The organism is Bacillus sp. Hm123 (assembly GCF_051842975.2).
GTDB lineage: Bacteria > Bacillota > Bacilli > Bacillales > Domibacillaceae > Bacillus_CE.
In genome coordinates this window covers 2,126,456-2,139,961 of sequence record NZ_CM200277.1, presented here as the reverse complement: position 1 = coordinate 2,139,961, position 13,506 = coordinate 2,126,456, and the positions used below count along the sequence as shown (strand labels likewise).

The following is a 13,506-nucleotide window of genomic DNA, read 5'->3' as shown; positions in this document are numbered from 1 at the left end:
ATCATAGTAGTACACTATGAAGGAAAAAGGAGAAGAGTCAATGAACATGGATTTTAACTTTTTAATGAATGATGTCGTTCGTCAAGCACGTGAAGAAATTACGGCGGCAGGGTATACGCAGCTTCAAACAGTAGAAGACGTAGAAGCGGCATTTACTAAAGAAGGAACGACACTTGTAATGATCAATTCCGTTTGTGGTTGTGCAGGAGGAATTGCTCGTCCAGCGGCGGCTCATTCCGTTCACTATGACAAGCGTCCCAATCAATTAGTGACGGTATTTGCTGGTCAAGATAAGGAAGCGACAGCGAAAGCTCGCAGTTATTTTGAAGGCTATCCGCCATCTTCTCCATCATTTGCTTTATTAAAGGATGGAGAAATTTGCGCAATGGTCGAGCGTCATGAAATTGAAGGCCATGATCCAATGTCCGTTGTTCAAAAGCTACAAGCGACATTCGATCAATATTGTGAGGAAGTATAATTCTTTTTGTGAAAGAGGTTGACTTTGCTGATCCCACATATAAAAGTAACTGCTATTATGTACAGTGGATGCTTAAAAAAGGGGATGAGCGGTTAACCTCTTTCTTTTCATTATCAATTTTGAGGAGTGCATTATGTTTAAAATTGGTTATCGAACCATTAAGACAGCAATCGGAACCTCTTTAGCGATTATTCTTGCTCAGTGGGTTGGTCTCGAAAACTTTGTTTCTGCTGGAATTATTACGATTTTATGTATTCAAAACACGAAGAAAAAGTCCCTTCGAGCGGCTTGGAGTCGCTTTCTTGCTTGTACGGTTGCCATGTTTTTTTGTTGGGTGTTTTTTGAAGGAATTGCTTATCATCCACTGATGATCGGTTTATTGTTGTTGTTCTTTATTCCGACGACCGTTTCGCTTGGATTGAAAGAAGGAATTGTGACTAGTAGTGTAATTATTTTACATATCTTTTCGGATGGACATATTTCTACAACAAACATTCTCAATGAGTTCGGTATTATTTCAATCGGGATTGGCGTAGCTTTATTTATGAATTTGTATATGCCAAGCTTAGAAAAGAAACTGTATCAGTTACAGGAGCAGATAGAGGAAAATTTTTATAAGATTTTTTATGAAATTACCCTCTATTTACGCGACAATGATCATATTTGGGATGGGAAGGAAATTACGGAGACAGCGAACTTATTGAAAGAAGGAAAGCGGCTTGCTTATCAAGACATTGAAAATCATTTTTTAAGAGAAGAGAAGTTATTTTATACTTATTTCAGTATGAGAGAAAAGCAGTTTGAAAAAATCGAGCATATTTTATGGATTGTCACTTCGCTTTCCCATCAAGTGCAACAAGCTCATATTATTGCTGATTTTATGGAAGATTTAAGTACGAATATTCATCCGGGTAATACAGCGAAGTTTTCGTTGCAAAAGCTGAAAAAAATGAAGAGCGAGTTTGAACAGATGGACTTACCGACTACGCGTGAAGAATTTGAAACGAGAGCAGCACTGTTTCAATTCGTGCAAGAAATGGAGCAGTATTTATTGATTAAAAGCTCTTTTAAAGGGCTGAAAAAAAGGAAAAAGACGGTCTATACAAGAAAAGCCCGAGCCTGAATCGATTCAGGTTCGGGCTTTGTATTAGACAGATTTTTAGATAAACATGGATAACCCCATGAACAAAGTAGAGACTAACATTGTAATGAGCAAGACATAAATGACGGCTTTTTGTACGTTTTTGTTTCTCATAGAAAGAATAGACACTCCTTTTATGCTACATGTTTTTCTTTTTAATGATAGCTGTTTTTTATAGAAACGACAAGTTGATTTATTTTAGATTCTCCTGATGAATAGGCAGGAATTTGGCGGATTATATCGAATATTTTAAATGTTATAGATTTTTGGGGACAGGGGGAAAGGGAATGATTCAGAACATTAATCATATCGGAATTGCGGTCCGTTCACTTGATGAAACCGTACCATTCTATACAGAGCAACTCGGATTGCCTCTGCAAAAAATAGAAGAAGTGGACTCGGAGAAAGTGAGAGTCGCTTTTATCGATGCCGGCAATGTAAAGCTGGAATTGCTTGAACCAACGAGTGAGGATAGTCCTATTGCCAAATTTATTGAGAAGCGCGGACAAGGAATTCATCATGTGGCGTTCGGTGTCATTGAGATTGAAGATCGGATTCGTGAAATAAAAGAACGTGGTATTCAAATGATTCACGATACATCTAAGCCGGGAGCTGGGGGAGCACAGGTAGCATTTATGCATCCGAAATCAACTCATGGTGTATTATTCGAGCTTTGCGATAAAAGCAAGACGAAGGGGGAATAACGAAACTATGACAACTCACCAAGATATTTTCACAAGCATTAATGAATTATATGACAAACGCCGCGAAGTCGAGCTTGGCGGTGGAGACGCTCGGATTGAAAAGCAACATGAAAAAGGGAAATTAACCGCGAGAGAGCGCATTGAATTATTAGTAGACCCGGGTACATTTGTAGAAATCAACCCATTTATTGAACATCGCTGTAATGATTTTGGACTAGATGGAGTAAAGGGACCTGGAGACGGTGTTGTAACAGGCTATGGGAAAGTACATGGTCATCCGATTTATTTATTTTCCCAAGATTTCACAGTTTTTGGTGGAGCGCTTGGTGAAATGCATGCGAAGAAAATTGCCAATGTGATGGATTTGGCTGCGAAAAATGGAGCGCCGTTTGTTGGGTTAAATGATTCGGGTGGAGCGCGCATTCAAGAAGGGGTCGTCTCACTTGATGGGTACGGTCATATCTTTTATCGAAACGCGATTTATTCAGGAGTTATTCCGCAAATTTCTGTAATTATGGGGCCGTGCGCAGGTGGAGCGGTTTATTCTCCAGCGATTACGGATTTTGTATTTATGGTCGATCAAACGAGTCAAATGTTTATTACAGGTCCAAAAGTCATTGAAACGGTCACAGGTGAGAAAATTTCTTCCGAGGATCTCGGTGGTTCAAAAGTACATAACACGATTAGTGGAAATGCACATTTTCGTGGAAGCTCAGAAGAAGAAGTGCTAGAAATGGTCCGTACCTTATTAAGCTATCTTCCACAAAATAATGAAGAAAAGGTAGCCATCAAGGAATGTTCCGAAGAGGATGATTATCGCAAGGATATTACCGATGTCGTTCCGTTTGATGGATTGCGCCCGTATGATGTGCGAAAAGTGTTGGAGCACGTCGTCGATGCTGACTCTTTTATGGAAGTTCAAAAAGAGTTTGCGAAAAATATTGTGATTGGTTTTGCTCGCATTAAAGGGGAAGTAGTTGGGCTTGTTTGTAATCAGCCGAAATTTATGGCGGGTGGTTTAGATATCGATTCTTCGGATAAAGCGGCTCGCTTCATTCGTTTTTGTGATTCTTTTAATATTCCAATTATCACGTTTGAGGATGTGTCTGGTTTCTTCCCAGGCGTTAAGCAAGAGCTAGGTGGAATTATTCGTCACGGGGCAAAAATTTTATACGCGTATTCTGAGGCGACGGTGCCAAAGATTACGGTGATTTTGCGTAAAGCATATGGTGGGGCATATGTCGCTTTAAATAGTAAATCGATCGGAGCGGATCTCGTTTATTCATGGCCGAATGCTGAGATTGCAGTAATGGGACCTCAAGGGGCTGCGAATATTATTTTTGCTAAAGAGATTGCCAACAGTGAGAATCCAGAAGAGACGCGTGCGAAGAAGATTGAGGAATATCGCGAAAAATTTGCGAATCCATATGTAGCGGCTGCACGCGGGATGGTCGATGACGTTATTGATCCACGCGAAACGAGAATCAAATTAATTCAAGGACTAGAAATGATGCGGACGAAGAAAGAAACGCGACCGCATAAAAAACATGGAAATATCCCTCTATAATTCTTTTTTTGCGAGGGGATGTCTTATAAAGGGTCTGACATCGCAGTCAGACCCTTTTAATTATTTGGCTTCACTACTGTAGAAGAGTATACTTGGAAATAGAACCATTTTAATTTGGAGGTAATTGACGAATGATTAATCAAGACCGTTTATTAAATGAATTTCTAGAACTTGTTCAAATCGATTCAGAAACGAAAAACGAAGCGACGATTGCAAAAGTGTTAACGAAGAAATTTGAGGAGCTCGGAGTACATGTATATGAGGATGATACGACGGCTCAAACGGGACATGGGGCCGGTAATTTAATTTGTACACTTGAAGCAACGAAGGACGGGGTAGATCCGATTTATTTCACGTCTCATATGGATACGGTCGTTCCGGGGGTAGGAGTGAAGCCTAGCATTGAAGACGGCTATGTCGTCACGGATGGCACGACGATTCTTGGAGCAGATGACAAAGTAGGTCTAGCAGCGATGCTTGAATTAGTAAGAGTATTAAAGGAACAAAATTATGATCATGGCATGATTCAATTTATCATTACCGTAGGGGAAGAGTCGGGCCTTGTTGGAGCGAAAGCGTTAGATCGATCTTTAGTGAAAGCTAAATTTGGTTATGCGCTAGATAGTGATGGTCAAGTTGGAAATATCATTGTAGCAGCGCCGACACAGGCCAAAATTAAAGCTGAAATTTATGGGAAGACGGCTCATGCGGGAGTCGCACCTGAAAAAGGTATATCGGCGATCAACATCGCTGCCAAAGCGATTTCTAATATGCCACTCGGTCGAATCGATGATGAAACGACAGCGAATATCGGTCGCTTTGAAGGAGGACGTGCCACGAACATCGTCTGCGATTATGTTCATATTTTAGCTGAGGCTCGCTCACTTGTTTCGGAAAAAATGGAAGCACAAGTGGCGAAAATGAAAGATGCGTTTGACAAGGCAGCAGCAGAAATGAACGGGCGTGCGAAAGTCGATGTGGAAGTGATGTATCCCGGCTTTAAATACGGAGAAGGTGATCATGTAGTGGAAGTGGCTAAGCAAGCAGCTGCACGTATCGGCCGTCCGAGTCAATTGTTAACGAGCGGAGGCGGAAGTGATGCCAACGTAATCGCGGGCTTCGGGATACCAACTGTTAACTTAGCTGTTGGCTATGAAGAAATTCATACAACGAGCGAAAGAATGCCGATTGAAGAGCTAGTGAAGTTAGCTGAAATGGCAGTGGCGATCGTGGCGGTTGTTTCGGAAAATTAATAGGGATTTTGTTCTCATAGAAATAATTTTTTGTCATTCTTTCTATCTATTTTTCTTTTTAATATGGTACATTAAGAGGAGAAAATGAAGGAGGAAAGTTATGCAATCGATCAATAAAGCGGTCATTTTTGAGTCTGGAAATGAAGAATATGCAGTTCCGATTCAAGCGGTTATCTCTATTGAAAAGGTAAATTTCATCAATCCGATTCCTCACTTACCTCTTTATTTAAAAGGGGTAACGAAGATTAGGGAAGAGCTTTTGCCTGTGATTGATTTTGAGTACGTGTTGTATAAGCGGATGCTACCTAGTTTAGAAGAGGCTCGACTCCTAATCGTTCAGACTAATTCGTTACCAGTAGGCTTATTGGTAAAGGAAGCGAAGGAAATCATTGAGTTCCCTGAAGAGAGTGTTCGACAAGTGAATTTAATATCTTATGAAAGTACAAGATTTTTCTCCGGGGTAGCGACGATTGGCGATCGGCTAATTACGATCATTGATATGGATGTGTTAGTTTCTTCACTAGAAGGAATAGACGCAGTGAAAGATTTTATGATAGAAGCGAAGGATGATCAATAAAGGATAAAAAGAAAACAGCGTCTGTTCAAACAGTGCTGTTTTCTTTTTAAAGTTTCACTTTATTTTGCTTGTCTTACTGTATTATTTTGCACCTTGGCTACTCCCTTTGAGCGTGAATTCATTTTAAATAGGAAGAGGAATCCAAGGACCCACCAAGCGAGAGTAATTGCCCACTCGTATGGCCAGATTAACGCAGATGGCATACCAGGCATGTATAAAATGATAAAGCCAAATGTTAAAATGAAAGACATCCAACCAATGAATGAGCTTTTTCCTGCGCGAAACGGTCTTTCAAGATCTGGCTGGTTTTTACGTAGAGTAAGGAATGCCCAAGAAACCATGAAGTAAGCGATTACAATAGCTAAACCACCAGCGTCTACAAACCAAACAAGTGCTGGGCGACCTAGTAAAGGACTTAAAGTAGATAAAGTACCAATGAATAAAATGGCATTCGCAGGTGTTTTATACTTTGGATGGATCTTTCCAAACCAAGCAGGTAACACACCATCTTGCGCCATCGCATACATAATACGGCTACCACCGATAATAAAGGCATTCCAGCTTGTTAAAATACCGGCGATTCCACCAAGGATTAAAATTTTAGCAAAGACCGGAGAACCAAAGGCAGCTCCCATCGCGTCTGCTGTAGCTAAACTACTATTCGCTAACTCTTCTGGTACAAGACTTAATGAAACGCCAAAGATAATAAGTATATACCATAGAACTGCAAAGCTTACAGATAGAAGTAAAATTCTTCCGATTGCTTTCATTGGAATATTCATTTCTTCTGCTACTTGAGGGATGACGTCAAATCCAACGAATAAGAATGGAGTCATAATCATGACCGCCATCATTCCGCCCATACCGCCAACGAAAAGAGGCTCCATGTTTTTCATTTCTCCGCCGCCAAAAATCGAACCGAATACTAGCATTAATCCAATCACTGTTAATAATGAGGTTAATACAATTTGAAGAAAGGCAGCCTGTTTAACACCTTTCCAGTTGATAATAGTGACAATAATTGAACCAACCATCCCAATCGCTGCCCATGAAGCATACACTTCATAATCAGCTAATGTCCACAAATAACCCGTTTTATAATTAGGGAAAATATATTCAATAACAGTTGGAAGCGCTACTGCTTCAAAGGCAACTACGGTAATATATCCTAATAATAAGGCCCAAGAGACGATAAAGGCTGCTTTCACACCGAGGGTTTCTTTAACAAAGTGATAGGCACCACCTGTTTTCGGAAAGACTGTCGTAAGCTCAGCGTATGTTAAACCGACAAAAATAACTAAAATACCACCGAGCAAAAAGGCAATAATTGAACCAAGGGACCCTGCTTCTAAAATCCAGTTTCCAGAAAGGACAACCCATCCCCAACCAATCATAGCTCCAAAAGCTAATACCAATACATCAAAACGCGACAACACTTTGTTAAAATCTTGCTTCTTTTCCATTATAACCTCCAATATTTCAGATGGAACCGCTATTATCCGAAATTATTTTTAATATTAAGAATATTATACCTCTGTTGACCGTGCACTTTTCAACTTTGTTATACTTATAACAAATGGGTGATAAAAGCCGGCTCGTGTCATTAAAAACTTAGTTTGTTATTTATGCCGGTTGTTTCCACACTCCTTTCAAACAATAAAAAAGCCAGCCTATTTCCGCCTACAGTAAAACACTGGAGGATGAAATAAACTGGCTATACGTCTACTGAAACTAATCTGGCTGGAAAAGCGAGTAGACTTAACAGTTACTTAATATTGGATGGTTTGTTGCTAAATTGCAAAAAAAATCTAAAACTATTTGGTTTGATTTAATGATAGTTTACAATATTGTGAAAACTTTGTAAACATGAAATTAATTTTTTTACAGGTGGATTGCAATAAAATACAATAAAAAGTACTTTCAAATGCTGTTTTGATGCGCAGAGATTGTTATAATATAAAAGTAAATTTTATAGTTGAGAGGATGTGAAATCATGCCACAACAAATTGGTGTGATTGGATTAGCAGTAATGGGCAAAAATCTTGCTTGGAATATTGAAAGTCGAGGATATACGGTTTCTGTGTTTAACCGCTCACGAGAAAAAACAGACGAAATGCTTCTTCAAAGTGAAGGAAAGCAAATTGTTGGTACATATAGTGTTGAGGAATTTATTCAGTCGTTAGAGACGCCACGAAAAATTTTGTTAATGGTGAAAGCGGGCGCAGCAACGGATGCGACGATCGAGCAGTTGAAGCCGTTTTTATCACCTGGCGATATTTTAATTGATGGTGGAAATACGTTCTTTGAAGATACACAACGCCGCAATAAGGAGTTAAGTAGCAGTGGCATTCACTTCATTGGTACAGGCGTTTCCGGTGGAGAAGAAGGCGCCTTGACAGGACCGTCGATCATGCCAGGTGGACAGAAAGAAGCGTATGAACTTGTTGCTCCAATTTTTAAGGATATTTCTGCAAAAGTGGATGAAGAAGCTTGCTGTACTTATATCGGTCCAGATGGTGCAGGTCATTATGTCAAAATGGTCCATAACGGAATTGAGTACGGAGATATGCAGCTGATTTCAGAAGCGTACTTTTTATTAAAGCATGTTGTCGGTTTGACAGCGACGGAGCTTCATGAAGTGTTCTCCGAGTGGAATAAGGGCGAGCTAGATAGCTATTTAATTGAAATTACGGCTGATATTTTTACGAAAGTCGATGAAGAAACAGGCAAACCACTTGTTGATGTCATTTTAGATAAAGCAGGTCAAAAAGGAACGGGTAAATGGACGAGCCAAAGCGCATTAGACCTTGGAGTTCCACTTCCATTGATTACAGAATCCGTATTCGCTCGCTTTATTTCTGCTTTAAAAGAAGAGCGTGTACACGCGAGTAAATTGTTAAAAGGTCCAGAAGCAAAAGAATTTGCTGGTAACCGTGAAGAATTTATTGAAGCGGTACGTAAAGCGTTATATATGAGTAAAATTTGTTCCTATGCCCAAGGTTTTGCGCAAATGAAAGCAGCATCTGAAGAGTATGGCTGGGATCTTCGTTACGGAGATATTGCGATGATCTTCCGTGGTGGCTGTATTATTCGTGCTCAATTTTTACAAAAAATTAAAGAAGCGTATGATCGTGAGCCAGGCTTAACGAATTTACTTCTTGACCCATATTTCAAAGATATCGTTGAAAATTATCAAGAAGCGCTTCGTGACGTGTTAGCAACTGCGGTGAAGGCGGGTATTCCAGTACCGACGTTATCAGCAGCACTATCTTATTATGATAGCTATCGTACAGCTTCTTTACCGGCGAATTTAATTCAAGCACAACGAGATTACTTCGGTGCTCATACGTATGAGCGCATCGATAAAGAAGGTATTTTCCACACAGAGTGGATGAAATAAAAAAAGCGGGCGATGAGCCCGCTTTTTTTTACTTTAAGTTGTCTAACAGTAACACTCGTGCTGGTGAAGCGTCCGTTCCAGAAATTTTAAGCGGAGCGGCCATCATGAAATAGTTTCCTGCTTCTACATCTTTCAGCGCTAATCCTTCGATGATGATCACACCTTGTCCCATTAATGTGCGGTGGGTCGGATGGCCTTCTTGTGCGCGCTCAATACCAAGTGCATCAATGCCGACGCCGGCGATGCCGATGTTCGCTAAGTATTCAGCCGCATCTTCAGCTACATAAATAAAGTCAAAATTAAATTCTGTGTCAAACGAATTTTTCGTTTTTAATAAAATAAAATCGTCTTTTTCAATCGACAGCGATTCAAGATCCGCTTTTGTCACTTTTTCAGTAGCACTTGTCACATCGATTACTTTACAAGGACGGACGAGCTGCTCAATCGCGATCGTTTCAATCGTTGCTCCTTCGTTCATCATATGAAGCGGGGCATCGACGTGAGTACCTGTATGAACATCCATCGCAATACGCGATTCCGTTACATGTCCGTTCGTTTTCGTATCAATCGTTGGTTGCTTTTCTGGCTTGTTTTTATAAACAGGCATACCAGGAAAAATAGGAGCAGTAATATCATAAATTTTCAATTTGGACACGTCCTTTCTTAATTACAAACATCCACTTCAAGCGTTGATAGTGGCCACCAGAAGAAACCGTCTTTTTCTAACAGTTCATCCGCTGCTTTAGGTCCTGTAGATCCAGCTTCGTAGTTAGGAAACGCCGCTTTCTTTTCTTCCCAATAATCTGAAATGACATCGACAAAGCGCCAAGATAGTGCGACTTCATCCCAGTGGGTGAAGTTGGTTGCATCTCCGCGTAAAGCGTCATGTAAGAGCTTTTCATACGCTTCTGGTGTATTCATACCGTCGATGCTGTTATTAGCATAGCTAAGCTTTACAGGGTTTGTTAACAATTGCTGGCCTGTTCGTTTCGCATTTAGATGAAGGGTAATTCCTTCTTCCGGTTGAATATGGATCACAAGCAAATTGGGCGCGAGCGGCTGGTCTGGCTGATAATATAAGTTCATTGGAATATCTTTAAATTGAACGACGATTTTCGTTGATTTTGTTGGCATTCTTTTTCCTGTTCTTATGTAAAAAGGAACACCTGCCCAGCGAAAATTATCAATCATTAACTTTCCAGCAACGAATGTTTCTGTATTAGAGTCAGGGTCGACATTCATTTCTTCACGATATCCTTGTAAATGCTCGTTGTCTAGTTCCCCTGGTCCATATTGACCACGTACGAAATAGTCATCGGCATTTTCCTCTGTAATTGGACGCAAGGCACGTAAAACTTTTACTTTCTCGCTACGAATTTCATCCGTTGATAGTTTAATCGGCGGCTCCATGGCAAGCAAGGCAACCATTTGCATTAAATGGTTTTGGACCATATCCTTTAAGGCGCCGCTTGTTTCATAGTAGCGTCCGCGTTCTTCCACACCAAGCGTTTCACTAGATGTCACTTGGATGTTAGAGATGTAACGATTATTCCAAAGTGGCTCAAATAGAGCGTTCGCAAAACGGATTGCTTCAATATTTTGTACCATTTCTTTTCCTAGGTAATGATCGATTCGATAAATTTCATTTTCCTCAAAGGATTGGCGAATTTGCTGATTAAGCTTTTCCGCTGAAGGTAAGTCATGACCGAATGGCTTTTCAATGACAAGGCGGTGATAGCCTTTCGTGTCTGTCAATCCATCTGCTTTGACATGATCGGCAATCGTACCAAAGAATTCAGGAGCCATCGCTAAATAAAATAAGCGGTTTCCTTGTAGATGATACTTTTCATCTAATTGATCGGCAAGCGTTTTTAACGTGCGATAAGAGCTTGAATCTGAAACGTCATGAGCTTGATAATAGAAATGGGAAACAAACTCATCTAGCTTCTCGCATTGATTAGTAGAGGCCATAACGGATTCCTTCACATGCTGTTGAAATGTCTCGTTTGTCCAATCACGGCGAGCGGTTCCGATCACCGCAAACTGCTCGTTCAAGTTGCCTTTTTTATAGAGTCGGTACAAAGAAGGAAATAACTTTCTCTTCGCTAAGTCGCCGGTGGCTCCGAATAATAAGATTAATGCTGAAGTGGTTTCTGTTGAATTCACACTGTAAGACCTCACTTTATAATGTATAGAACTGTTCTCTATAGCATTTTTCCATAAAATCCGCTTTCATACAAGTACTATTTGTCATTAGAAAGGTGGCATCTTTGAATAGAATATGACAAAATATAAGGATAGCTAAAAAAGGGAATAGTTGACTCACAAGGAAGTGGATATATTGGAATTATTATTTTTAGGAACGGGCGCTGGCATGCCGGCAAAAATGCGAAACGTCAGCTCGGTAGCATTGAAGATGTTAAATGAACGGGGAGCGGTCTGGTTGTTTGATTGTGGTGAAGCGACTCAGCATCAAATTTTGCATACTTCATTGAAGCCAAGACGGGTGGAAAAAATATTTATTACTCATTTGCATGGTGATCACATTTTTGGGTTACCAGGGTTTTTAGGAAGCCGTTCCTTTCAAGGCGGAGATCTGCCGTTGACCGTGTATGGGCCGCCTGGAATTAAAGAGTTTATTGATGTTAGTTTGCGCGTGAGTTGTACAAGGCTACAGTATGAGTTAAATGTTGTCGAGATCGAAGAAGGCATCATGTTTGAAGATGAAACGATGAAAGTAGAGGTTCGGTTGCTAGACCATGGAATAGCATCTTACGGGTATCGTATTTGTGAGAAGGATAAACCAGGAGTGTTACTAGTTGACCGGTTACAAGCAGATGGTATTCCACCAGGTCCGTATTACAAAGAACTTAAAGCAGGGCGCACAATTCAATTAGCGGATGGACGATGCATCGATCCAGATCCGTATGTAGGGCCGCCGCAAAAAGGGAAAGTGCTCACAATTTTAGGAGATACTCGACCATGCGAAGCGGCGGTGAAGCTTGCAAAAGAAGCGGACTTACTTGTGCATGAAGCGACATTTGCGGCGGATCAACCACAAATGGCTCGTGATTATTTTCATTCAACAACACAACAAGCAGCGGAAATTGCGCGTGAGGCGGGAGTGAAAGCTCTTTGCTTAACGCATATTAGTTCACGTTATACGAAGGAAGAGGCGAAAGGGTTACAAGCGGAAGCTACATCTGTATTTTCACCGGTAAAGATCGCGTATGATTTTCTAGAACTACCGATATAAAAAAGCAGGGCTGTAGATTTCAGCCCCATTTACATAATATGTAGCTTTGATCAATTCCAGCCTCGTTGATACTGTACAGGGGCTTCTATTTCTACATGTAATTCTCTCGCTGCTGTTCGTGGCCAGTAAGGATCGCGCAACAGTTCACGCCCTACAAAAATTAAATCGGCTCGGTCGTTTTGCAAGATTTCCTCCGCCTGTAGACCGGATGTGATCATACCGACAGAGCCGACAGGGATGTTTGCGCCGTGCTTCACGGTTTCAGCCAGCTTAACTTGATAGCCTGGAAAGACATTGATTCGTGCTGGGACGACCGCTCCAGAGCTTACATCAATTAAATCGACTCCTAAATCTTTCATTCTCCGAGCGATTTCAATATAATCCTCTACATCTAATCCGTGTTGATGATAATCAGTCGCTGAAATCCGAACGAATAAAGGACCATCCCATTCTTTTTGAACGGCTTCAATGACTCTCTGTAAAAAACGAAAACGGTTGTCAACGCTACCACCATATTGATCTTCACGTTGGTTCGTTAATGGCGACAAAAATTCATTCATTAAATATCCATGTGCTCCATGAAGTTCAATGATATCAAAGCCGGCAATTTTGGCACGTCTGGCACCTTCAGCAAAAGCTTTGATCGTCTCGTCAATCTCCTCGCTTGTCATTTCTTTCGGCGTCTTCATATTTTTATTAAACGAAAGTGGAGAAGGCGCAATAATTTCGCCATTAACTGTTGATTTGCGTCCAGCGTGAGCGAGTTGAATCGCTGTTTTTGCTCCATGTACGTTGATCATAGACACTAGCTTCGATAGCCCTTCAAGATGGTCATCGCTCCAAATTCCAAGATCTCGTTCGGAAATACGTCCTTCAGGCGTCACAGCTGTTGCTTCGACCATAATTAAGCCGACCTGTCCGATTGCACGTGTAGGATAGTGAACGAAATGCCAATCGGTCACTTTTCCGTCACCTTCAGCGGAATACATGCACATCGGAGACATGACGATACGGTTATTTAACGTGATATTTTTAATTTTGTATGGTTCAAACAATTTAGCTGCCATGATCTCTCCCCCTTATAATGGTTCTTTTTCATTATAGCAAGGTTTGTCAGGCAGCCCAAATAA

The 13,506-nt window shown here is 40.8% G+C and carries 13 protein-coding genes; 8 read left to right on the top strand and 5 right to left on the bottom strand.

Translation table 11 applies throughout. The features are described 5' to 3' along the window. Positions 1–40: 40 nt before the first annotated feature. Positions 41–478: a BrxA/BrxB family bacilliredoxin gene (locus tag ACSVDJ_RS11080; protein ID WP_439168767.1), complete on the top strand. Its 438-nt coding sequence runs from the start codon at positions 41–43 to the stop codon at positions 476–478. 133 nt (positions 479–611) lie between these two features. Continuing rightward, positions 612–1,601: an aromatic acid exporter family protein gene (locus ACSVDJ_RS11075; RefSeq protein ID WP_439168765.1), complete on the top strand. Its 990-nt coding sequence runs from the start codon at positions 612–614 to the stop codon at positions 1,599–1,601. A gap of 36 nt (positions 1,602–1,637) precedes the next feature. Here the strand turns inward: ACSVDJ_RS11075 and prli42 are convergent, their stop codons facing one another. After that, a complete protein-coding gene (gene prli42 / locus ACSVDJ_RS11070) occupies positions 1,638–1,733 on the bottom strand; it encodes a stressosome-associated protein Prli42 (RefSeq protein WP_439168763.1) in 96 nt (31 codons plus the stop codon). 173 nt (positions 1,734–1,906) lie between these two features. Here prli42 and mce point away from each other — a divergent pair, with 173 nt between their 5' ends. The 4 genes from mce to ACSVDJ_RS11050 all read left to right on the top strand — a co-directional run bounded on the left by mce (position 1,907) and on the right by ACSVDJ_RS11050 (position 5,720). Then, the gene (gene mce / locus ACSVDJ_RS11065) at positions 1,907–2,323 is read left to right on the top strand and encodes a methylmalonyl-CoA epimerase (RefSeq protein WP_439168761.1); all 417 of its coding nucleotides are present in this window, start codon (positions 1,907–1,909) and stop codon (positions 2,321–2,323) included. 7 nt (positions 2,324–2,330) lie between these two features. Continuing rightward, the gene (locus tag ACSVDJ_RS11060; protein ID WP_439168759.1) at positions 2,331–3,890 is read left to right on the top strand and encodes an acyl-CoA carboxylase subunit beta; all 1,560 of its coding nucleotides are present in this window, start codon (positions 2,331–2,333) and stop codon (positions 3,888–3,890) included. Positions 3,891–4,021: 131 nt separating this feature from the next. Next, positions 4,022–5,143, top strand: coding sequence for a tripeptidase T (locus tag ACSVDJ_RS11055; protein WP_439168757.1), 1,122 nt, complete (start codon positions 4,022–4,024; stop codon positions 5,141–5,143). A gap of 100 nt (positions 5,144–5,243) precedes the next feature. Next, entirely contained in the window at positions 5,244–5,720 is a 477-nt protein-coding gene (locus tag ACSVDJ_RS11050; protein ID WP_439168756.1) for a chemotaxis protein CheW, read from the top strand. A gap of 59 nt (positions 5,721–5,779) precedes the next feature. On the opposite strand, the gene ACSVDJ_RS11045 is transcribed toward ACSVDJ_RS11050, so the two are convergent. Further along, positions 5,780–7,183: an APC family permease gene (locus tag ACSVDJ_RS11045; protein WP_439168754.1), complete on the bottom strand. Its 1,404-nt coding sequence runs from the start codon at positions 7,181–7,183 to the stop codon at positions 5,780–5,782. Positions 7,184–7,710: 527 nt separating this feature from the next. On the opposite strand from ACSVDJ_RS11045, the gene gnd reads away from it, so the two are divergent. Then, entirely contained in the window at positions 7,711–9,120 is a 1,410-nt protein-coding gene (gene gnd, locus ACSVDJ_RS11040) for an NADP-dependent phosphogluconate dehydrogenase (protein ID WP_439169089.1), read from the top strand. A 28-nt stretch (positions 9,121–9,148) separates the two neighbouring features. On the opposite strand, the gene ACSVDJ_RS11035 is transcribed toward gnd, so the two are convergent. Together ACSVDJ_RS11035 and zwf are read right to left on the bottom strand one after the other, a co-directional pair. Further along, on the bottom strand, positions 9,149–9,766 hold the full coding sequence (locus ACSVDJ_RS11035) for a cyclase family protein (protein WP_439168752.1): 618 nt from the start codon (positions 9,764–9,766) through the stop codon (positions 9,149–9,151). A 17-nt stretch (positions 9,767–9,783) separates the two neighbouring features. Further along, positions 9,784–11,286 carry a glucose-6-phosphate dehydrogenase gene (gene zwf, locus ACSVDJ_RS11030; protein WP_439168751.1) on the bottom strand — a complete coding sequence of 501 codons (1,503 nt, stop codon included), beginning with the start codon at positions 11,284–11,286 and terminating at the stop codon, positions 9,784–9,786. A 175-nt stretch (positions 11,287–11,461) separates the two neighbouring features. Here zwf and rnz point away from each other — a divergent pair, with 175 nt between their 5' ends. After that, on the top strand, positions 11,462–12,376 hold the full coding sequence (gene rnz, locus ACSVDJ_RS11025; RefSeq protein WP_439168749.1) for a ribonuclease Z: 915 nt from the start codon (positions 11,462–11,464) through the stop codon (positions 12,374–12,376). A gap of 50 nt (positions 12,377–12,426) precedes the next feature. On the opposite strand, the gene namA is transcribed toward rnz, so the two are convergent. Then, positions 12,427–13,443: an NADPH dehydrogenase NamA gene (gene namA / locus ACSVDJ_RS11020; protein WP_439168747.1), complete on the bottom strand. Its 1,017-nt coding sequence runs from the start codon at positions 13,441–13,443 to the stop codon at positions 12,427–12,429. Between the last annotated feature and the right edge of the window lie 63 nt (positions 13,444–13,506).